The sequence below is a fragment of the Pedobacter sp. AC163 genome (genome assembly GCF_979258665.1).
This window is the reverse complement of the sequence record NZ_OZ409872.1, coordinates 2,353,048-2,377,182: the sequence shown is the minus strand read 5'-3', so window position 1 is coordinate 2,377,182 and position 24,135 is coordinate 2,353,048. Positions and strand designations below refer to the sequence as shown.

The following is a 24,135-nucleotide window of genomic DNA, read 5'->3' as shown; positions in this document are numbered from 1 at the left end:
TAAGATATAAAAATGAAAAACTCATTTAAAACAATATTAACCTCGGCAGTCGTATTGCTGTCGTTAAACTCTTGTAAAAAAGAGTCATTAAACGTACTTCCAACTAATGATGTAACAGAAAGTGTAGTTTATGCTACACCAGCAGGATACAAACAAGGGTTAGCTAGATTATATGCAAATTATGCTTTAACTAGTCCTTCAGGGTCTGATAACAGCGATGTTGGTGGTTTAAACGCAGGATTTGCAGATTTTTTAAGGTTATTCTGGACTAGTCAAGAATTAACTACCGATGAAGCAATTTGTAATTGGGGCGATACTGGTATTCCTGAACTGGATAACTCTACCTGGTCAACGGATAACCAATTTTTAAGAGGATTGTACTCAAGAAGTATTTCGCAAATCACTTTAGTTAACGAATATCTTCGTCAAAGTACACCAGAACAATTGGCTAGTCGCAACATTACAGGTGCAGATGCTACAAATGTTGTACGTTATCGTGCTGAAGCCCGTTTTTTACGTGCTTTTCAATACTGGGTTTTATTGGATGCTTTTGGAAACCCACCTTTTTTAACTGAAAATGATTTAATTGGAAAGGTAAATCCTAAACAAACTACCCGAGCAGCATTATTTGCATATGTAGAGTCTGAATTAAAAGCTATTGAAGGTGATTTAGCCAATCCAGGAAGTGCCGAAAGTGAATACGGACGGGCAAATAAAGGTGCCGATTGGGCATTATTAGCAAGATTATATTTAAATGCACAAGTTTATACAGGTACTGCGAAATATACGGAAGCCATTACTTACTCGAGTAAGGTAATTGCATCAAGTTATTCTTTAAAACCAAACTATAGAGATTTGTTTTTAGCTGATAACAATATTAACAATACGGAAAACATCTTAACTATTAATTATGATGGGGTTAACGGAACAAACTATGGCGGAACAACTTTTTTAATTAATGCAATGGTTTACACGGCTCCAGATGCTGCAGGTATGGTTTCTACTGCTTACGGAGTTCCTAACGGTGGATGGGCAGGTAATCGTACACGTCAAAATCTTCCGGCTTTATTCCCTGATCCAAATGGTACTTTAGATAAACGTGGAATTTTTGTGGGAACTAAAGCCGTAATCGATGCAATTGATGCACCAAATGACGGTTTAAAGGTTACTAAATTTAAAAATATTACTTCAACTAACACCACTCCACCATCTTTAAATGGAACGTTCAGTTCATTAGATTTTGCGCTATTTCGTTTGGCAGAACAATATCTAATTTACGGGGAAGCAGTTGCCCGTGGTGGTTCTGGCGGTAGCGTTGCACAAGCTTTAACTTACGTAAACGCTTTACGCTTTAGGGCTTATGGCAATAACTCAGGAAATGTGAGTGCCGCTGCCCTGACAACTGATTTTTATTTAGATGAGCGTGGTCGCGAATTATATTGGGAAGGTCATCGCCGTACAGATTTAATACGTTATGGCAAATTTACAGGTTCTACTTACCTGTGGCCATTTAAAGGCGGCGTAAAAGCTGGAACGAGTGTGCCTGCTTATCGCAATTTATACCCAATTCCAAATGCAGATTTGATTGCCAATCCGAATTTGGTTCAAAACCCAGGCTATTAATTTTTATCGATAGAAAGATATGAAATCAAAATTATTTAAAACCTTAGCTTTAGGCTTAATTGCAGTATCGCTTTGGTCGTGTAAAAAGGAAGAAACCAGAACGGTTTCTAACATTACGCCAGCAGGAACACTTACGGCATCAGCAACTACCTTAAACTTGGTACAAGTTAATGGAGCATTGCCTGCATTAACGCTAAGTTATCCTTTGGCAACTTCTTCTGGTTATGTTGTTCCTATTACAACTACAATACAGTTTGGTTTAAAAGGAACTAATTTCTCGCCAGCAAGGGAGTTTGTAGTAACCAGCAAAACTTATGCGCCAACCATTACAGAAATTAATAATATCATTCTTGCATTAGGTGGAGTAGTTGATAAACCTGCACAAATAGAAGTTCGTTTAAAATCAGGAGCTGCGGTAAACGATTTTACATACTCTAATGTAGTAACGTTAACGGCTACACCTTATTTGGCATCTGCATGGATTTATGCTCCGGGCGCTTACCAAGGTTGGAATCCATCAACTGCAGATAGTTTAATTTCTCTATCAAGCAATGGTGTTTATACTGGTATGATCGCTTATACTACTGGTAATTTAGAATTCAAAATTACTCCTGCAAAGAAATGGGATGTAGCTTATGGAGATGCTGGTGGCGGTAAAATTAGCTCAAGCGCCGGCGATAACCTAAAATCTCCTGATGCAATTGTGAAACAAATTACTGTTGATTTAAATAAAAATACAATCGTTTTTGGTACACCAAATGAATGGTCAATTATAGGCGACGCTACACCAGGCGGATGGAACAACGATACCGATATGAAAGGTGTGAACGATGGGAAATTTACAGTTTATTCTATCAAAACCACATTAGGCGTAGGCGAGTTTAAATTCCGCTTCGGTCATGCGTGGGATGTGAATTTAGGTGGTGGCGCAACACTTACTACAGGTGGCGATAACATCAAAGTTACCGCTGCTGGTAACTACACCATTACGCTTACTGTTATTAAAACAGGAGATAAAGTAACTGGTGGTACTTACACTATTGTTAAAAACTAATCTATAAAATTTGTCCCGTGGTAAGCCCCGCGGGACTTTTTCAATCTTTCAAAGTTTTAGCATGATCAAAACCCAACCTATCCTGCAGCATCCCATCTCTTCTAATGCTCGTTCCAATCATTGGCGTTTTGCCATAATAAAATTAATAACACTTTCCTTTTTAATTCTTTCAGGTGCAAACCTCTTTGCTCAAAAAGTAGAGCGAATAGAACCGATGTTCTGGTATGCAGGAATGCACAATCCGAAACTCCAACTGCTTGTTCATGGAGAAAACATTGCTGCCAGTACGATCTCATTAACTTACCCAGGTGTAAAGCTGGTTAAGGTAAACAAAGTTGAAAATCCAAATTATCTATTTTTGGATTTAGAACTTTCTTCAGCAGTAAAATCGGGAACGTTCCCAATTAATTTTACAGTTAAAGGAAAAAAAATATTTAGTTATCAATATGAATTAAAGAACCGCAATAAAAACGCGGACAGAATTCAGGGTGTAACGCAAAAAGATTTTATTTACTTATTAATGCCGGATCGTTTTTCGAATGGCGACAAAAGTAATGACGTTGTTAAAGGTTTAGCAGAAACAGCACTCAATCGTGATAGTATGTATTACCGTCACGGTGGAGATATTCAAGGGGTAATTAATCATTTAGACTACCTTAAAGATTTAGGAATCACCACGGTTTGGATGACTCCCGAAATCGAAAATGATATGGAAAAGGCTTCCTATCATGGTTACGCGGTAACAGATCATTATAAAATTGATCCCCGTTACGGAACAAACGAACTTTACAAAAAATATGTAGAAGCTGCTCATGCAAAAGGCATGAAGGTAATTAAAGATGTGGTCCATAATCACATCGGTACGGGTCATTGGTTTTTCAAAGATTTGCCCATGAAGAGCTGGGTACACCAATGGCCAAAATATACACAAACCAGTTATCGCGATCAAACGGTAATGGATACTCACGCATCTGCTGCCGATCGTAAAAAAATGTTAGATGGTTGGTTTGTTCCATCCATGCCCGATCTTGATCAAACCAATCCTTACGTTCAAAATTATTTAACGCAAAACCACATTTGGTGGATTGAATATGCAGGAATTGATGGATTACGTTTAGATACCTATCCTTATAACGATCCGGCATACATGGCTGATTGGGCAATTAAATTGAAAGCTGAGTTTCCAACTTTATCCATTTTTGGAGAGACTTTTGTTTCAGGTGTAGCCAACCAGGCTTACTTCACGGGTGGAAATACCGTTAATCGTGGTTTCGATACGCACTTGCCGGGCATTACCGACATGGCCGTTAAAGAAGGGATTTACGAAGCTTTGAATGGTAAAAACGGCTGGACAGATGGTATTAACCGATTGTATGATGTTGTGGCACATGATTTTCTTTACAAAGACCCTACATTAAATTGTATCGCTTTAGATAATCATGACATGAGTCGTTTTTATTCTGTAGTGAATGAAGATTTTGATAAATATAAAATGGGTTTAGCCATGCTATTAACCATACGTGGTATTCCTCAAATGTATTATGGAACAGAAATTTTGATGAAAAATTTCTCTGCCCCTGATGGTCTGGTTCGTTCTGATTTTCCTGGCGGATGGGAAGGAGATAAAAAAGATAAGTTTATCTCCAATGGCAGAACAAACAAAGAAAACGAAGCTTTCAATTTTGTGAAGACTTTGGCCAACTACCGCAAAAATAGCCCAGCTTTACAAACTGGTAAATTAATGCAGTTTGTACCTGAAGATGATATCTATGTTTATTTCAGATATAATGCTACTGCAAAAGGTACGGTAATGGTTATCGTGAATAATGCAGAGAAAGAGAAAACGCTCAATACGGAGAGATTTGCAGAAAGAACAACTGGAATTACTACTGCCAAAAATGTGATTTCCGGAGAAAGCATTCAAATCAAAGAAATTAAAGTGCCAGCAAAAACCACCTTAGTTTTAGAATTAAATTAATATTCATTCATTGCCGTTCGGCTTTAGCCAACGGATTTTTATAACAGCAATGCAAAACACATCAAACATACTACCTGCAACATCTCAAATTAAAGCCTGTCTCTTTGATTTGGATGGTGTACTGGTAGATACAGCAGTTTACCATTACCAAGCCTGGAAACGCCTGGCCAATACCATGGGTTTCGATTTTACAGAAGAACAAAATGAGCAGCTTAAGGGCGTAAGTCGTGTAGAAAGCTTAAATAAAATTTTGGCCTGGGGTAATGTACAAAAAACCGATGCGGAGAAGGAAGAACTTGCCAGTTTGAAAAATAGCTGGTATGTGGATATGATTACCAAAATGACTCCTGCTGAAGTGTTGCCCGGAACGGTTGATTTTTTAACAGAGATTCATAAAGCGGGCTATAAACTGGCTTTAGGTTCTGCAAGTAAAAATTCAGGAATCATTTTAGAACGTACCAATCTTGCTCATTTCTTTGATGAAATTGTAGATGGTAACATGGTTACGAAATCAAAACCCGATCCAGAGGTATTTTTGAAAGGTGCAGAACTTTTAGGCTTTAAACCTGATCAATGCGTGGTTTTTGAAGACGCTGTTGCAGGCGTCGAGGCTGCAAAGCGTGGCGGAATGAAGGCCATAGGAATTGGCGAAAAAAGCGTACTTACAGAGGCAGACCTTGTGGTAAGTGGGTTAGATAAATTAACGGTTGAAGATTTAGAAAAGTTATAAAATGGCAAGTGCCATCATTGCGAGGCACGAAGCAATCTCGATAAAGGAATTCAATAAAATTGTGAGGACGAACACTCTAAATGAGATTGCTTCGTACCTCGCAATGACGAAAGTATAAAAGATGAAGAATTACATTAAAGCAGACGAGTGGAGTATTATCGAAGAAGGCTTTGATCCACATTTAAATAAAATTTCAGAAAGTATTTTCAGCTTGGGTAACGGCCGTATGGGCCAGCGTGCCAATTTTGAAGAAACTTATTCTGGAGAAACTCTTTTAGGGAATTACGTTGCAGGCGTTTATTATCCTGATAAAACCCGCGTGGGCTGGTGGAAAAATGGCTATCCGGAATATTTTGCTAAAGTTTTAAATGCGGCAAATTGGGTAGGTATCGAAGTGAAGTTGGAAGATGAAATCTTGGATTTGGCAACAGCCGAAGTAAGCGATTTCAAACGTGTTTTGAATATGCATGCTGGTGTTTTAGAGCGAACTTTCACAGCCAAACTTAAAAGTGGAAAAATTGTTAAAGTAAAATCAACTCGTTTTTGTAGCATTGCCGATGATGAAGTTGGAGCGATCCGTTACAGCATTACGCCTGTAAACTTTGATGGCAAAATCACGTTAATGCCTTTCATCGATGGCGATATCAAAAATCAGGACAGCAACTATGATGAGAAATTCTGGACTTTAGTTTCTGATGAAATTACCGACACAGAGGCCTTTATCAAACTGAGAACAAAGAAAACAGAATTTGAAGTTTGCACCGGAAGCCACATTGAATTGTATAGAAACTCGGATAAAGTTTCCATCAATCCGGAAGCTGTTCGAAAGGAAAAATTCGTCGGACAAACTTTTTCTGTTGAGGTAAAAGCGAATGAGGAAATCACTTTGATTAAAATCGCAGCGAATTTATCTTCAGAAAATTATGCAAAAGAATCACTTTTAAAAGAGGCCAAAGCAGTTATTGCAAAAGCTACAGCTAAAGGTTTCGATACGTTATTAAAAGAACAAACTGAAGCTTGGGCCACGAAATGGGAAGAAAGCGATATCATTATTGAGGGTGATATTTCGGCGCAACAGGCCATTCGTTTTAATATTTTTCAGTTGTTTCAAACCTATACAGGTAAAGATGATCGGTTGAATATTGGTCCGAAGGGTTTTACTGGCGAGAAATACGGCGGTTCTACTTATTGGGATACCGAAGCGTATTGTGTGCCTTTTTACTTAGCAACGGCTCCGCAAGAAGTAAGCAAAAACCTATTGGTTTACCGCCACAAACAATTGGGCAAAGCGATTGAAAATGCGGCAAAATTAGGTTTTAAAGATGGCGCTGCATTGTATCCGATGGTTACCATGAATGGCGAAGAATGCCACAATGAGTGGGAAATCACTTTCGAGGAAATCCACCGTAATGGTGCTATTGCATTCGCAATTTACAACTACATCCGATATACTGGCGATGAAAGTTATTTATCAGATTTTGGTTTGGAGGTGCTTATCGGTATCGCCCGTTTCTGGAAACAACGGGTAAATTGGAGCGGCGAAAAGCAGCAATATGTAATGCTTGGTGTTACTGGTCCGAACGAGTATGAGAACAACGTAAACAACAACTGGTACACTAATTTATTAGCAACCTGGTGCATGAAGTATGCAACAGAAGCTGCCGAAATTGTGAAAAATCAGCAGCCAGAAAAATATAACAACTTATTAAAAAGCTTAAATTTCGATGCTCAGGAATTTGCTGATTGGGCAGATATTATTGAGAAAATGTATTATCCAGAGGATAAAAATTTAGGCATTTTCTTGCAGCAAGATGGTTATTTGGACAAAGAGCAAACTTTAGTTAAGGATTTACCAGCAAGTGAAAGACCAATTAACCAGAAATGGAGTTGGGATAGGATTTTGCGGTCGCCATTTATTAAACAAGCTGATGTTTTACAAGGATTGTATTTCTTCGAAGAGGATTATGACTTGGAAACCATCAGAAGAAATTTCGATTTTTATGAGCCACGTACCGTTCACGAAAGTTCATTATCGCCTTGCGTACACAGTATTTTGGCTGCTAAATTAAATGATGAAGCTCGTGCTTACGAATTCTATTTACGTACTGCCCGTTTAGATTTGGACGATTATAACAACGACACGGAAGATGGCTTACACATTACATCAATGGCCGGAACCTGGATGAGTGTGGTAGAAGGTTTCGCCGGTATGCGTGTTCGCGATGGTAAATTGCAGTTTAATCCTTTCTTACCAAAGCAGTGGAAATCGTTCTCGTTTACCATTGGTTTTAGAGGTGCAACTTTGAAAATAAATATCACTGAAAACGGCATCAATATTAAAAATAATAACGCTGTTGATTTAGAAATCGGAATCAGAAATCAGTTTTATAAACTGTCTGGAAACGCAGAAATCGAAGTAAATAACGTGGAGTTGGTATGAGAAAGGTTGATGGTTTAGAGGTTGAGGGTATAGGGTTTACGGCGCAGAGCTTAAAATCAGTAAAGAGTTTTTCGGCTCTATGCTGGTCCCCCTTTGTAGGGGGTTGGGAGAGGACTTTAGCTCTTTTACTTATCTTTACCATTATTTCACAATCATCCTTTGCACAAAAAAAGAGTAAAAATATGAACGATAAGCAAATCGTTATATATCAGTTATTGCCCCGTTTATTCGGAAACAAGAATACCACTAACATCCCATACGGAACCATTGAGCAAAATGGTTCTGGCAAGTTTAATGATATCACAGATAGGGCGCTAGATGGGATCAAAGAGTTGCATGTAAATTACGTTTGGTACACGGGCGTTATCGCACATGCAAGCTTGACCGATTATTCGAATTATGGAATTAAGGTTGATGATGCCGACGTGGTTAAGGGCAGGGCTGGTTCGCCTTATGCAATCCGCGATTATTACGATGTAAATCCTGATTTAGCAGTTGATGTGAAAAACCGGATGCAGGAATTTGAAGCGTTGGTGAAAAGAACACACGCGAGGAATTTAAAGGTCATTATCGACTTTGTCCCAAACCATGTAGCCAGAGGTTACCATTCTTATTCCAAACCAAAAAAAGTTATCGACTTTGGCGCTAATGACGACGTAACTAAAGCTTTCAGCACAAAAAATGATTTTTATTACATCCCTGGTCAGCCGCTTGTAGTGCCTACGAACGGACAGGAGACGCCGCTTTCTATTCTTCAAGATGGCAAGTTTGACGAAAACCCGGCAAAGGCCACTGGCAACGATGCGTTTACTGCTGCTCCAAAATACGACGATTGGTACGAAACCGTTAAGCTGAATTATGGCGTGGATTATCTGAATGGGAGAAAAGAATATTTTAATCCCATCCCTCCGGTTTGGACGAAGATGCGAGATATTTTAGTTTTTTGGGCAGATAAAGGTGTTGACGGATTCAGGTGCGATATGGCCGAAATGATTCCTATTGCATTTTGGAACTGGGTTATTCCACAGGTTAAAAAAGTTAATCCTAATTTGATTTTCTTAGGTGAAGCCTACAATCCTAAGGTTTACAAACAATATTTAGAAGAAGGAAAATTCGATTACCTATACGATAAAGTGGGTTTATATGATGGCTTAAAAAAGCTGATTAGAAATGAACCCGGGGGAGATGTGTCGGCTATTCGTTACGTTTGGCAGAAAGAAAGCGCTGGCTTTGGAAAAAAAATGTTGCGCTTTTTAGAGAACCACGATGAAGAACGGATTGCATCAGCCGGCTTTGCGGGCAAGGCCGAACTTGCGCTACCAGCGATGGTGGTTTCGGCTACCTTAGGTGCTGGTCCGGTAATGTTGTATTTCGGACAGGAAGTTGGAGAACCGGGAAAAGGCAAAGAAGGTTATGGCGGAGATGATAACCGCACCACTATCTTTGATTATTGGGGTGTTCCAAATCATCAAAAATGGATGAATGGCGGCCTTTTTGATGGACATAAACTTAATGCTGCCCAGCAACATTTAAGAGCTTATTACAAACAGCTTTTGAAAGTCACATCAGCAAGTGATGCAGTATTGAACGGCGAAATCTATGAGATTCCTCAAAGCGGAAACATGAATAACCGGATGTATGCTTTCATTCGTTACTCTGGTAAGCAACGTTTGTTGGTAGTGACAAATTTCGATAGGAATTTAACGTTGGAGGCGAGCATCCAAATCCCTGAAGCGGTATTGAAAGTTAAGAACTCATCTCCGGTTACGGATTTATTAACGGATACAAAACTGAACATACCAGCAGGAACAACTATACCCGTTAAACTTGCACCAGTTTCGGCACAAGTAATAGAATTTTAGAATGGTGAGTTTCATTGTCTGTGTCACCACAGACCATTTTAAATTTACATTTCGGTCTGTGAAAACACAAACCGGGTAATAGCAATAAAAAAAATTGCGCCTTTGCGTTATTCACTTAGCGTACTTTGCGGTTAAATAAAAACCAAATATAATGAGCTTAAAAACAATATTCGAGAACCCGAAACTAACGCTTGCACAAATTATCAATATGAGTGTCGGGTTTTTCGGAATTCAGTTTGGCTGGGATTTGCAGCGTGCCAACATGGGGCGTATTTACGAAAATCTGGGCGCAAACCCCGATCAGGTTCCTCTATTATTTTTAGCTGCACCACTAACGGGTTTGTTGGTTCAACCTATTATTGGTTATCTAAGCGATAGAACCTGGCACCCGAAATGGGGGAGAAGAAGGCCTTATTTTATGATTGGGGCAATTGTAAGCAGTATCGCTTTAATTTTTATGCCTCACAGCAGCGCTTTGTGGATGGCTGCGGGCTTACTTTGGGTTTTAGATGTATTTGGTAATATTGCGATGGAACCTTTCCGTGCTTTTGTTACCGATAAGTTGCCAGATAGCCAGGTGAATCGTGGCTTTATCATGCAAAGCATGATGATTGGTTTAGGTGGAAGTGTAGCTTCAGCCTTACCTTGGTTAATGAACAATGTTTTCGATTTACAGAACACAGCAGCTCAAGGTCAGATTCCTGAGAATGTAAAATTCTCTTTTTATATTGGTGCATTTTTCTTTTTTGCTGCCGTATTGTGGACGGTTTTCACCACCAAAGAATATCCACCACAAGATCCCGATTTTAAAGAGAAGTTGAAGGAAAATAGTAATGGTTTTTTAGGTGGTGCAAAAGAAATCTTTCATGCGTTAAGCAATATGCCTAAGCGTATGCAAATTGTTTCTCTTGTACAATTTTTTACCTGGCCAGGCTTATTTCTAATGTGGTTTTACTACACTACAGCAGTAGCGGTAAATGTTTTTGGAGGCAAAGATGCTGCCGATCCTGTATATGCACAGGGAGCAGATTTCGGAAGTTTAACCTTGGCTTACTATAGCGTAATTACTTTCCTTTTTGCATTGGTGTTACCTAAAATTGCTGATGCATTGGGCAGAAAAACAACTCATGCCATTTGTTTGCTTTGTGGCGCAATTGGACTAATCAGCGTGGCTTGGGTACATGATAAAAATATGCTTTATCTATGCATGACTGGTGTTGGTATCGCCTGGGCAAGTATTCTTTCCATGCCTTATGCCATGCTCAGTGGTTCTTTACCAAAAGATAAAATAGGTATTTACATGGGAATATTTAATTTCTTCATCGTTTTACCTGAGATCATTGCATCACTGGGTTTCGGCTGGTTAATGCGAAATGTGCTTAATAATGACAGGCTTTTAGCGGTTCAGCTGGGCGGTGGCTTAATGATTTTAGCCGCAGTTATTTGTTATCTGTTTATCAGAGAACCGAAGAAAACAGATGAAACCTTAGCTTCAGAACTGGCTATTGAAGAAAACAGGTCGGTATAATAACTCTGCAAATAATTTGTAACCACAGAGAACACAAAGAAAAGGCGCAAAGTAAACAGAGTTGAATATTTTGCTCTGTTTACGCTGTGAAAAGCTCTGTGTGCTCGATGGTAAAACTCCCTTAATCCCTAACCAAATGAAAAAAATTATTTACCTGTTACTGCTGGTTACAGCATTTAATATCTCGTGTAAAAAATCTTCAACAGAGGGCGGAACAGAAACTCCGACCCAATCCTCGGTAGATTTACCTGCGGGCGCAAAAGATGGTGTCGCTTTCATCAACAACGGAACTTCGGCAATTGTTACCCTTTATGCGCCTGGGAAAAATTCAGTTTCACTTATTGGTGAATTTAATGATTGGTCTGCAACGGCTTCAGTGATGAAAAAAACTGCAGATGGTAACACCTGGTGGATTCAGGTAGACAACCTAAATCCAAATACCGAATATGCTTATCAATTTTTTATTGATGGCAAATTGAAAGTTGCCGATCCTTACAGCGAAAAGGTGCTTGATCCAGATAATGATAAGTATATATCTGCAACTGTTTATCCAAATCTGAAAGCTTATCCGGCAGGGAAAACTACGGGAATTGTGAGTGTGATGCAGGCTAATCAACCGGTTTACACCTGGAAAAATGCAGGCTTTTCTAGACCCGAGAAAAACAATCTGGTTATTTACGAACTGCTGATCCGCGATTTTACAACTGATCACAGCTATGCTTCTACGTTAACCAAACTCGATTACTTATTAAGTTTAGGCATCAATGCCATCGAATTAATGCCGGTAAACGAGTTCGAAGGAAATTTAAGCTGGGGTTATAATCCCTCTTTTTACTTTGCTGCCGATAAATATTATGGAAGCAAGACGGCACTGCAAAACTTTATCGATGAGTGTCACGGTAAAGGAATTGCTGTGATTTTAGACCTGGTTTTGAACCATTCTTTTGGTCAATCGCCAATGGTACAAATGTATTTTGATAATTCGAAACCTACATCAAATAGCCCATGGTTTAATGTGGATGCAAAACATCCGTATAATGTAGGTTACGACTTTAATCATGAAAGTGCAGCAACCAAAAAGTTTTCGAAAGATGTGATGAAATTCTGGATGCAGCAGTACAAAGTAGATGGATTTAGATTTGATTTGTCAAAAGGCTTCACCCAAAAAACTTCTACAGATGATGCGGGAATGAGTGCTTATGATGCAAGCAGAATTGCGATTTGGAAAGAATACAATAGCTATATCAAAAGCATCGACCCTAACAATTTCTATGTTATTTTAGAACATTTTGCTGATGCGACAGAAGAAAAAGTGTTGGCTGATGAGGGGATGATGCTTTGGAACAACGTAAACTACAACATGAATGAAGCCACCATGGGCTGGTTGGGGAATTCCAATTTCCAATGGGGTTTTTATGCCAATCATCTTTTTTTAAAATCTGAGAACCTGGTTACCTATGGTGAAAGTCATGATGAAGAGCGGTTAAATTTTAAAAATTTCACCTACGGAAATGCCGCTGGCGCTTATTCGATCAAAGGCAATTTAGCTACATCTTTAAAACGAGAAGAAATGGCCGCAGCTTTTCTATTGGCTATTCCCGGGCCAAAAATGATTTGGCAATTTGGCGAATTGGGCTACGATGTCAGTATCAATTTCAATGGAAGAACTGGCGAAAAACCCATCAGATGGGAATATTTCACCGAGCCTGGTCGGAAAGCGCTGTTCGATGCTTATGCAAAATTTATCCGTTTAAAAAAGAACAATTCTATTTTTAACACGGCAAATTCAACTTACAATTTAGCTGGCGGGATTAAGTATATCAAGCTTATAGAGGGTTCGAATACGGTAATTGTTGTGGGCAACTTTGATGTAGTTAATCAAACTTCAAACATTGATTTCGGATCTTCCGGATCGTGGTTTGATGCAGTTGGTAGCAACATTAACTTGTCTTCTAATGCTTACACGGCCACTTTTGCTCCAGGCGAATATCATATTTTCAGTAAAAGTATGTTGAAATAGCGCTTTTATAATTTCATTTCGAAGCTCCCGTTTCACACTTTAATTCGATTATATCTGTAAATCTGCGACTTCGGTCTTAATAATCTTGATGTTTTTAGTTAATATTGTTTTAACAACAACTCATCCTAAATGAACGAAAAATTAACGCATCACCTGTTATGGGAACGAATTCGTTCTGGCGACAGAGATGCGTTTTTTGATCTTTACCGAACGCTTTATTATCCACTCGTAAATTTTGGAATTCGGGTTTGTGCCGATGCAGATACTTCCAGCGAAGCTACGGATCTGGTTTTTACCACCATTTGGGAAAAGCATGAAACACTCAATCGGGTAGATAATGTAGAGGCCTATCTTCGAACCTTTTTAAAACGCAAACTCTTGCGAATCCTCGAGCGGAAGCGCAAAATTAACGACGCACTTTCGAACGCTGGTGCCGATGGAGAATGGATGGAAATGAGTTATGAGGAGTTTATTGTAAAAGTGCAAAGCGATGAACTGGTGAAACACCAACTGAAAAATGCGCTCGAGAAGCTCACTTTTCGTCAGAAACAACTGATTCATTTAAAGTTTTTTGAGGGTTTAAGCTACGAGCAGATTGCTGAACAAACTAACCAAAGTATTAAAACGGCTTACAACACCATTTACGATGCGCTTAAAATATTGAGGAAAGAGTTTAAGGGATAGATCGGGTTGCTCTGGGATATTAAGCCAAACTTGCTTTCTTCAGCGTTCCTCAACCAAAGATTCACCCGCTGCATTTCAAAGAAAGCCTGCCGCTGGTCGTCATCCCGGCGAGCTCCCACGGCCCGTCATCTCGACCGAAGCGCAGCGTAGTGGAGAGATCTTTTCCACTTGTGAACATCATTCAAAGATTTTTTTGCTTCATAAATAATATAATTATCAACAAAGCACTTTATCCCGCAATTAAATTTCTTGTTTTCAAGCCTGCAAAGGCCAATTATTCTGAATATTATAAAAAAGTTAAAATTTCTTTAGGAAAAAATTAAACTTTTAGGCACTGATATATAAAAGGCAAACAACAATGGTTGATAGAAGTAAATTCAACGCAGAAGATTTCCTTGTCGATTCTACATTTCAGCAATATTGCGCTGGAACCGACAAACTTTGTGTTGGATATTGGGAGAAGTACATTAATGCCCACCCGGAACAGGCGGAAGTAATTGCCGAAGCGAAAAAATTATATGTGATTTTGAGCGGAAAAAAACGCCAGTTAAATTCACAAGTAGATTTTTTTAAGCAAGAGATGTTTCCACAACAGGAGATAAGTGCTAAAATAAGGTCTTTTTTATGGCTAAAAATTGCAGCGGCAATTGTGGTAGTTTTAGGTGCCACTTTACTTTATTTAAGCTATCGTAATTTTAAGAGCAGCGAATCCACACAGGAAGTGTTCACCTGGACAACAAAAAGCGGTGAAAGAAAAAAAATCAAGCTACAGGATGGAACGGTGGTTCTGCTAAATGCAAAAAGTACACTTTCAATTCTTAAAGGATTTAATCATGATAAAAGAGAAGTAAACCTCATAGGGGAAGCTTTTTTTGATGTCGTTCATAATAAAGAAAAACCTTTTAAAGTACATACTTCCGATTTTGATATCAATGTTTTGGGTACAGCATTTAACGTTAAATCTTATCCAGATGAAATCACTTCCGAAGCGACTTTGATTCGAGGTTTAATTACAATGGAAGCCGCAAATGGCAATGGAGGTACAATTACGTTGAAACCAAGCCAGAAGGTAACTTTCTACAAAACCCAACCATCGCTCAGAAAACCCAAGTTATCAAAACCCTCGCTGGCACGACCGGAAATCGCAATAAACCATTATACCGTTATAAAAGACAGCACAATCGTAGAAACCGCCTGGACTAAAAATCGCATCGAAATTTACGATCAGGATTTTGACGAAATCAAAGCCGTTTTAGAAAAATGGTACAATGTTAAAATCAAGTTTACTAACAGCGAAGTTGAAAAGTATCGTTTCACGGCTACATTCAGCAACGAAACCATTGAACAAGTTCTTTCAGCATTACAAAACGTAGAATATTTTAAATATGAGATAAAAGGAAATGAGGTGATCATCTCAAAATAAGAATAAAAAAAGGACGGTGTTGGAGCACCGCCCTTAATATTTCTTCTTTGATTAATTAATGGCAGTTTATGCGCAAACAGATTGCTGCCAAGAACTTATGCAACCAAAAAAACAAAAATATGATTAATTATTACTTACTGCAAGGGCATCCGCTTCGCCGGAAGCTCTTAAAATTCATTTTGCTAATGAAATTGGCCTGTATTATGGTTTTCATTACTTGCCTGAATGTTTCTGCATCGGTGTTTTCTCAGGAAAAAATATCCCTCGATGTAAAGAAAACGAAATTAGGTAAGGTTTTACAGATTATTGAACAGCAGAGCAGCTACCATTTTGTGTATAGCGCTTCTTATGTCCCGGTAAATAAAGATGTAAGCATCACCGTAACCAATACTTTGGTTACTGACGTTTTAGCCACTATTTTAAACAGAACGAACCTGAAATATTCTGTTTCTGATGGAGGTTTGATCGTGATTAGCAGGAATAAAGAAGTACCCATTACCGGTACAATCAAAGATGCTTCAGGAGGCGCATTACCGGGTGCAAGCGTTCGTGTTAAAGGGACAGGAATTGGAACCTCGACCGATATTAATGGCAAATTTGCTTTAAATGCTCCAGAAAATGCTGTTTTAGTCGTTTCTTATGCGGGTTTTCAAACTAAAGAAGTTGCTATCGGAAGCCAAACGACAATCAGTATTACATTGGTTGAAGATACCAAACAACTTACTGATGTAGTGGTAACCGCATTGGGTATTAAGAAAGAAAGAAGAGCACTAGGTTATTCGGTTACGCAGCTTTCTGGCGAAACTTTAACGCAAGCCAGAGAAAATAACATCACCAATTCGTTAGTAGGTAAAGTTGCGGGCTTAGATATTGCCGGAACTTCAGGAGGAGCGGGAGCGGCTACCAATGTCACTATTCGTGGTGTTTCGAGCATGGGTCCATCAAGTCAGCCGCTTTATGTGGTTAATGGGATACCGATGGAAAACTCTCCGGTAGGATATAAAAGCACCATTGGAATTGGAAACAACGGTGGGCAATACGATAACGCACCAGATTTGGGAGATGCCATTAGCAACATCAATCCTGATGATATCGAGAGCATTTCAGTATTAAAAGGAGCTGCAGCATCAGCGTTATATGGCAACCGAGCTAAAGCAGGTGTAATCTTAATCACCACAAAAAGTGGTAAAGGAAACAGCATTGAGTTTAGCAGTAATTATGTAGCTGAGCAGGTAATGGACAGAACCAACTGGCAATATGTTTACGGTCAGGGGGTAAACGGACAGAAACCTACTACACAATTGGCTGCGGCTTCTACAGGAAGCTCAAGCTGGGGTGCGCCTCTTGATGGATCAAGCGTTATTCAGTTTGACGGGGTAAGCAGGCCGTATTCAGCACAGCAAGATAATATCGAAGATTTTTATAGAACCGGTGGCAGCTGGACAAACACTTTGGCTTTGAACAAATCGTTTACAGGTGGAGTAATTCGTTTATCTGCAAGTGATTTAACGAATCGTTCGGTGGTGCCAAACTCAGGTTTAAACAGACAAAACTTTACATTGTCGAGCACATTCGATCCGATTAAAAACCTGGTGATTGATGCCCGTGTAAACTACATTTTAGAGCAGGCAAAAAACCGCCCGATGTTATCAGATGGGGCAGGAAATGCCAATTACAATGCAGCATTTTTGCCAACCAGTGTAAACATCGCAACATTACAGCCAGGCAAAAAGCCCGATGGAAACGAACTTTCGTACAATACAGGCAATCCGTATGCTACAAATCCTTGGTTCGCTGCAAACGATTTTATACATGATACCAATAGAGAACGTTTGTTAAGTTCGGTAAGTGCGAAATATACTTTTGATAATGGATTGTTTTTGCAAGCCAGAGCCGGAAGAGATTCTTATAAAGATACGTACATTGCAGTTACGCCATCTGGCACCGCTTATGATGTTGATGGAGGATATACCGAACAGAACAGTAAATTTTCTGATATCAACGTGGATGGGTTAATTGGTAAATCATTCAAAATTGATGACATCTCCATTACGCCCAATATTGGCGCCAGCTACCGTAGAACACATAGTGAAGGAATAACCAATAGTGGTGCGAATTTCCAGCTTTTTGGAATTTATACTTTGGCCAATACGGGTGGGAAATCTGTTTCTGCCTATAAACAAGATCAGGAAACACAGTCCATCTATGGCACGCTGGAAGTTACTTATAAAGATATTTTATACTTAACGGGAAGTGCCCGCAGTGATTGGTTTTCTACATTGGCAACTCCTGGAAGAGACAATAAACTAAACACCGTTTACCCTGCAGTTAGTGGATCATTTGTTTTTTCTGAATTGTGGAAACCATCTTTCTTAAGCTTTGGTAAATTAAGAGCAGGTTATGCGATGGTTGGTCAGGCTACCAGTCCTTTTCAAACGCAATTGTATTACAATTTACGGAGCGAGTCCATCAACAATAATCCGCTGGGTAATATTGTTAACGGCGCAATTCCGAATGCTTCTTTATTTGCATCAAGTGCAACAGAGTTGGAAATTGGAACGGAGTTGAGATTTTTCGGAGATCGTTTAAATGTTGATTTCACCTGGTACAACAAAAAATCAAAAGATGAAATTATCGATGTGCCCACTTCTACCACAACAGGATACAATGGTGCGGTATTAAACATTGGTCAGTTAAGAAATCGGGGTATTGAAGCCTTGGTTTCTGGGGTGATATTAAAAAATCAGGATTTTAGCTGGACATCAAGCATCAACGGATCTCGTAATAATAATATGGTACTTACGCTTGCTCCTGGAACGGCGTCGCAGCCTTTGGCAACGTCACGCAGTAACGTTGGTTTTCTTCAAAATTTAGAAGGTAAACCTATTGCACAAATCATGGCTTACGATTTTCAGTACGATGCAAATGGAAACATTGTAAGAGATACGAATGGTGTTCCACAACGAGGAGAATTAAAAGACTATGGTTCGGCATATCATAAATGGACTGCCGGCTGGAATAACGAATTTAATTATAAAGGCGTAAATCTCTCTTTCTTAATCGATGGGAAATGGGGCGGTAAAATCTTCTCAGCAACAGATTATTATGGCTATGTTTTTGGTTTACACCAAGCCACATTAGAAAACCGTGATCAATTGGGCGTTGGTGCAGCAAATTATTACAGCACTTATGCCAACAATGTTTCTAAACAGTTTGTGCAAGATGCCAGTTTCATCAAGTTCCGTCAATTTATATTGGGATATAACTTTCCAGCAAAGGTTTTTAATAACAAAATTAAAGGCTTAAACGTAAGTTTTGTAGGGCGTAATCTTTTCATCTTAATGAAGAAAACAGATAATATCGATCCCGAATCCAGCTATAACGCAACCATTCCTGGGATGGAACTGGGTGGCGTTCCGCCGGTGCGTACCTATGGTTTAAATTTAAGTGTTAAGTTATAATCTTTAAAAAGAATTGAAAATGAAAACGATCATAAAATTATACGTACCACTTCTATTATCAGGCCTGGCGCTAATAACAAGCTGTACTAAAAACTTCGAAAAAATTAATACCGACCCTTTATCGGTAAACCAAGAGCAGTTTAACCCAAATTATTTATTATCAACAGCCCAATTGAATTATACGGGAAGTGTAGATTTTGCTTATGAAACCTGGCGTGGCAACCTGATTTATGCCTCAACAATGATGCAGGGCATGTCATCAGTAATTAGTTATTGGGCTGGTGATAAATACATGCTGAATGAGGGCTACACCGCCGCCTATTGGGAAAAAGCTTATCCTGATCAAATAAAATATGCAGCAGATTTGGTTGAGTTTACCAAAGGGAAAGCTCAATATAATAACGTACACCAAATTGGTAGAATCTGGAAAGCGCTAATGTTTCAACGGTTGACAGATTTATATGGTGATATACCGTATTTCGATGCAGGTAAAGGATATTATACCGGAAATTTATATCCAAAATATGATGCACAGCAGGCCATTTATGCCAATCTATTAAAAGAAGTTGATGAAGCAGGAACAGCGCTTACAGCTGGGGGTGATGCAGTAACGGGCGATTTAGTTTATGGTGGTGATGTAAACAAATGGAAGCGCTTTGCTGCCAGTTTAATGTTGCGCATGGCGATGAGGTTAACGAAAGCTGATGCAACTTTAGCACAAAGTTACCTTACTAAAGCTGTTGGTAAAACTATGACTGGCGATGCCGATAACGCCTTATTTAAACATGATGCTAACGGTGGCCGGGTAACTCAAAATAGAGCAGCACAGGTATTATTGGGCGATGGTGGTCAAGAGAACTTTTATACCCGATGGAGCAGTACTTTTATCAATTATTTAAAAGCCAATAACGATCCGCGTTTGGGTAAAGTTGCAGTAACGAAGCTTTATTTAACAGATGTAACAAAAGCGCAAAACCCTGCTTTTATTACAACTGCATCTGTTCAAAAAGGGATGCCAAATGGTAAAGATTTAAGTGGTATTGCAGGTAGAGATGTTCGTCAAGATGCTTCTTATACCGATTTTACTGACTATTCTTCTCCTAATCCAGGCATGTTAAAAAGAGATGGAAATACCATTATTCTTACCTATGCAGAAACGGAATTACTTTGGGCAGAAGCCGCACAACGCTTCAATATTGGTGGCTCGGCAGCTGCACACTATAATGCAGGCGTTACCGCCGCAATGACTTATCTATCTCAGTTTGATCCATCGATGGCTTTAACTGCCGGCGATGCTGCTACCTATTTAACTGCTCACCCTTACGTTGCAGCTAATGGTTTAGAAATGATTTCTACGCAATATTGGGCGCACACCATTACCATGTTGGATTTTTACGAAACGTGGTCGAACTGGAGAAGAACTGGATTACCTGCACTGGTTCCAATTGTTTACCCAAATACCAATACAGGCGGCTCAATTCCACGGAGGTTCCCTTATCCTTTAATAGAAGGCGTATCTAATGCGGCGAATTACAAAACAGCGTCAGCAGCGGTTCCGGGTGGCGATAAATTGGTTGGTAGAGTTTGGTGGGATAAATAAACAGACTTGAAAGCTTTTAAAACCGGTGTCATTTATTTTGGCACCGGTTTTTTTTGAGTAACATTTCTAATGAGGTTTTTGATTAACGGCAGTTTAACTTGATATTTATGAACCAAACTCAACTAAATGAAATCCAGATTTTTACTAAGCATGTTTTTACTTGCAGGCATAGCTACTTATGCTCAGCAAAGCCCAAAAAGAAACCAGTCAAAAGAAACTGTTACCTCAACTCAAGTTACCGTAAAAGAAGAGCCTAAATCAATAGCTAATGAACGGACCATAAAGGTCGAAAGTTCGGTGATCACCAATCATTCTGTAAATATCGATGGCAGAGCAGTTCCTTACAAAGCAACCACTGGCACCCTTCCCGTTTGGGATGAGGATGGAAAACCCATAGCAGGGTTATTTTATACTTATTATGAAAGAAGTGATGTTTCTAATCGCGATAAAAGACCGTTGGTAATCTCCTTCAATGGTGGCCCCGGCTCTGCCTCAGTTTGGATGCACATCGCTTATACTGGTCCGGTGGTATTAAACATCGATGATGAAGGTTACCCGGTTCAGCCATATGGCTACAAGGAAAATCCTTACTCTATTTTGGATGTTGCAGATATCGTGTACATCGATCCGGTAAACACGGGTTATTCTCGGGCAGTAAGTAAAGATATTCCAACCAATAAATTTTTTGGTGTAAAAGCCGATATCAAATATCTGGCAGAATGGATCAACACCTTTGTAACCAGAAACAACCGCTGGGCATCGCCTAAATTCTTAATTGGTGAAAGCTACGGAACCACCCGTGTTTCAGGTTTGGCTTTAGAGCTTCAGAATAACCAGTGGATGTATTTAAACGGAGTCGTTTTGGTTTCTCCAACAGAACTGGGAATAGAGCGTGGTGGGCCAGTTGAAGCGGCTTTACGCTTACCTTATTTCGCGGCGACCGCCTGGTACCACAAATTATTACCTCAAGATTTGCAATCAAAAGATTTAACAGCAATGTTACCCGAAGTAGAAAGCTTCACCATTAATGAGGTGATTCCCGCAATTTCTCAAGGCAGCATGTTGAGTGCTGAAAAAAAGAAAGCTATTGCAGCGAAAATGGCCCGTTATTCTGGTTTGTCGGAAAAAGTAATAATAGACTATAACTTAAATGTGCCAACAAATTTTTTCTGGAAAGAACTGATGAGGGACAAGGGATTTACGGTTGGCCGTTTAGATTCTCGCTATCGCGGGATTGATAAAATGAGCGCTGGTGAAGGTCCGGATTATAATGCAGAGCTTACTTCGTGGCTGCATTCCTTCACGCCTGCAATAAACATGTACATCCGCAATGAGCTTAACTACAAAACCGATTTAAAGTATAACATGTTTGGCTCGGTTTATCCATGGGATAGAAGTGGCGACCAAACCGGTGATAACCTTCGTCAGGCGATGGCGCAAAACCCTTATTTACATTTATTGGTGCAATCGGGTTACTACGATGGAGCTTGCGACTACTTCAATGCGAAATACAGCATGTGGCAGTTAGATGCTGCGGGCAAATTTCAAGATCGCATGAGTTGGGAAGGCTACCGTAGCGGGCACATGATGTACCTGCGTAAAGAGGATTTGAAAAATTCGAATAATCATATTCGAGAGTTTATCAAAAAAGCATTGCCAAAAGCAGGTGAAGCGGCAAAGTTTTAACCAGGATTTTTTTAGGATTTAGGGATTCTAAGATCATACGCAAATTGGGTATGAATCCTCAGGCGCTATATTTCAAAATCAGTCTTGAGACAAAATTATTTGAAGCGCAAAGTCAGTACAACTATTTCTGTTGGTCCTGCTTTACGCTTCAATCTTTTTTGCGTAATTGTTGTGGAAAATTGAACAGAAGCTATCAAAAAAGTATTTTCGCTTCAATCAGGGCTAATTAACTTTGGGTATTGAATAGCCAGCTTACAACAATAGTTCCCAGCAATATTAACGGTTAACTTACCGTATGTGGCTTCGAAAGCAAATAACCAATTCACTTTTCCTTGTGTTGACGGTAAGTTAGTGAACATCAGATAACTGTTTCTTGCTACCTCCTCGTCCCAGCGGGACGTTTCCTCGGTAGCAAAATTAGGTGTGATAATTATTTCGTTCCGTTAGGAACGTTTCATGATCTTCGTCGATCTTTATTCAGGTGTTGCCACCTAAACCTGATCGACCGGATACCGATTCTTCATCGGTAGGAGATAGAGCAGGGCGGGACCAAGGCGATTTTTTACTGTCATTGCTTTCCAAATCATAGTCAAAATGCAATTCATCATCGCGTTATTTAGTTAGCAGGAGCGAAACAAAAAACTGTTGACCGCAAACTAAAAATAATTACTTATTTTTGTGGTTCAATTATGCAGCAAATAAAAACATCATTCGATTTTGAGAAACCTATTGCCGATTTAGTTCAGCAGATAGAAAAGGTTAAACAAGTTGCCGATAAAACAAAGGTAGATATGTCTGCCACGTTAGACGAGCTTGATGGCAAATTAGAAGAGACCACCAACAATTTATATAAAAATTTAACTGGCTGGAATAAGGTTCAAATGAGCCGTCATCCCGATCGTCCGCAAACACTCGATTACATCAGCATGATTTGTGATGATTTTATTGAGTTACATGGCGATAGGACAGTTAAAGATGATAAGGCAATTATCGGCGGTTTTGCTACCATAAACGGTCAAACGGTAATGGTTATCGGGCACCAAAAAGGTAAAAACACCAAAGAACGACAGTTTCGCAATTTCGGTATGGCCAACCCTGAAGGCTACCGCAAAGCTTTACGTTTAATGCGCCTGGCCGAGAAGTTTAACAAACCTGTAGTTTCTTTTATCGATACGATGGGTGCATATCCTGGTTTGGAAGCTGAAGAACGTGGTCAGGGTGAAGCAATTGCCCGCAACTTATTAGAAATGTCGGTGCTTCGTGTGCCCATTATTTGTGTTGTTGTTGGCGAAGGTGCATCTGGCGGCGCTTTAGGTATTGGTATTGGCGATAAAGTTTATATGCTTGAGCATACCTGGTATTCGGTTATTTCACCAGAATCTTGCTCTTCAATTCTTTGGAGAAGCTGGGATTTTAAAGAAAAAGCTGCTGAATGTTTGAAGTTAACTTCTGATGATATGTTCGGCAACAAATTAATCGACGGCATTATTCCAGAACCACTTGGAGGTGCTCATCAAGATCCTGAATTAATGGGTCAAACGCTGAAAGAATATCTTATAAAGGATTTGGCTGCCTTAGGTAAGTTGAAAACCGATAAGATGATCGAGCAAAGAATTGAAAAGTTCTGTGAAATGGGCGTTGTAAATGAATAATCATTAAAAAATAAATTTTGAATCCCGTTTAGCATCGCTAAACGGGATTTTTTTTGGATTATTAGTTTCATGGATACCCTCGTTTTCTTGCCACGCCCACACATGCCCACGCTCGTTTCAAACGAGCGTGTAAATAGGCAATCGTATATTACGATGGAAATCGTAAAATATAGTGCGCTTGTTAGAAATGAGCGCAGGCGCTAGAAGAATGCTAGCCCTTATGCCCACGCTCGTTTCCAAACGAGCGTGTAAATAGCTGATCGTATTTTACGATGGAATCGTAAAGCTATAATGCGCTCGTTAGAAATGAGCGCAGACCTAATAACCACTCGACAATCCATAAAAAAAGCAGCTACAATTAAATGCAGCTGCTTGAAAGTATTTTGAGAACTAA

General features: G+C 39.4%; 14 protein-coding genes. All 14 read left to right on the top strand.

What is annotated here, in order from left to right:
- The first annotated feature begins 12 nt into the window (after window positions 1-12).
- The 14 genes from ACZZZK_RS10095 to ACZZZK_RS10030 all read left to right on the top strand — a co-directional run bounded on the left by ACZZZK_RS10095 (window position 13) and on the right by ACZZZK_RS10030 (window position 23,741).
- Window positions 13-1,623, top strand: a complete 1,611-nt coding sequence (locus ACZZZK_RS10095; RefSeq protein WP_463484011.1) for a RagB/SusD family nutrient uptake outer membrane protein — start codon at window positions 13-15, stop codon at window positions 1,621-1,623.
- Between the two features lie 19 nt (window positions 1,624-1,642).
- Window positions 1,643-2,677 (top strand): SusE domain-containing protein, encoded by a 1,035-nt coding sequence (locus ACZZZK_RS10090; RefSeq protein WP_463484010.1) that lies wholly within the window; start codon window positions 1,643-1,645, stop codon window positions 2,675-2,677.
- A gap of 61 nt (window positions 2,678-2,738) precedes the next feature.
- Window positions 2,739-4,655 carry a glycoside hydrolase family 13 protein gene (locus tag ACZZZK_RS10085; RefSeq protein ID WP_463484009.1) on the top strand — a complete coding sequence of 639 codons (1,917 nt, stop codon included), beginning with the start codon at window positions 2,739-2,741 and terminating at the stop codon, window positions 4,653-4,655.
- Between the two features lie 49 nt (window positions 4,656-4,704).
- A complete protein-coding gene (pgmB, locus tag ACZZZK_RS10080) occupies window positions 4,705-5,385 on the top strand; it encodes a beta-phosphoglucomutase (RefSeq protein WP_463484008.1) in 681 nt (226 codons plus the stop codon).
- Window positions 5,386-5,506: 121 nt separating this feature from the next.
- Window positions 5,507-7,825 (top strand): glycoside hydrolase family 65 protein, encoded by a 2,319-nt coding sequence (locus tag ACZZZK_RS10075; protein ID WP_463484007.1) that lies wholly within the window; start codon window positions 5,507-5,509, stop codon window positions 7,823-7,825.
- Between the two features lie 182 nt (window positions 7,826-8,007).
- Window positions 8,008-9,687, top strand: a complete 1,680-nt coding sequence (locus tag ACZZZK_RS10070) for an alpha-amylase family protein (protein WP_463484006.1) — start codon at window positions 8,008-8,010, stop codon at window positions 9,685-9,687.
- Between the two features lie 151 nt (window positions 9,688-9,838).
- Window positions 9,839-11,215, top strand: coding sequence for an MFS transporter (locus ACZZZK_RS10065; protein ID WP_463484005.1), 1,377 nt, complete (start codon window positions 9,839-9,841; stop codon window positions 11,213-11,215).
- A gap of 136 nt (window positions 11,216-11,351) precedes the next feature.
- Window positions 11,352-13,235, top strand: coding sequence for an alpha-amylase family glycosyl hydrolase (locus ACZZZK_RS10060; protein ID WP_463484004.1), 1,884 nt, complete (start codon window positions 11,352-11,354; stop codon window positions 13,233-13,235).
- Window positions 13,236-13,364: 129 nt separating this feature from the next.
- Entirely contained in the window at window positions 13,365-13,919 is a 555-nt protein-coding gene (locus ACZZZK_RS10055) for an RNA polymerase sigma factor (protein ID WP_463484003.1), read from the top strand.
- A 358-nt stretch (window positions 13,920-14,277) separates the two neighbouring features.
- A complete protein-coding gene (locus tag ACZZZK_RS10050) occupies window positions 14,278-15,342 on the top strand; it encodes a FecR family protein (protein WP_463484002.1) in 1,065 nt (354 codons plus the stop codon).
- A 119-nt stretch (window positions 15,343-15,461) separates the two neighbouring features.
- Window positions 15,462-18,803, top strand: a complete 3,342-nt coding sequence (locus ACZZZK_RS10045; protein ID WP_463484001.1) for a SusC/RagA family TonB-linked outer membrane protein — start codon at window positions 15,462-15,464, stop codon at window positions 18,801-18,803.
- 19 nt (window positions 18,804-18,822) lie between these two features.
- Entirely contained in the window at window positions 18,823-20,403 is a 1,581-nt protein-coding gene (locus ACZZZK_RS10040; protein ID WP_463484000.1) for a SusD/RagB family nutrient-binding outer membrane lipoprotein, read from the top strand.
- A gap of 126 nt (window positions 20,404-20,529) precedes the next feature.
- Complete coding sequence (locus ACZZZK_RS10035) at window positions 20,530-22,089, top strand: S10 family peptidase (RefSeq protein WP_463483999.1); 1,560 nt, start codon at window positions 20,530-20,532, stop codon at window positions 22,087-22,089.
- A gap of 689 nt (window positions 22,090-22,778) precedes the next feature.
- On the top strand, window positions 22,779-23,741 hold the full coding sequence (locus ACZZZK_RS10030) for an acetyl-CoA carboxylase carboxyltransferase subunit alpha (RefSeq protein ID WP_463483998.1): 963 nt from the start codon (window positions 22,779-22,781) through the stop codon (window positions 23,739-23,741).
- Window positions 23,742-24,135: the final 394 nt, after the last annotated feature.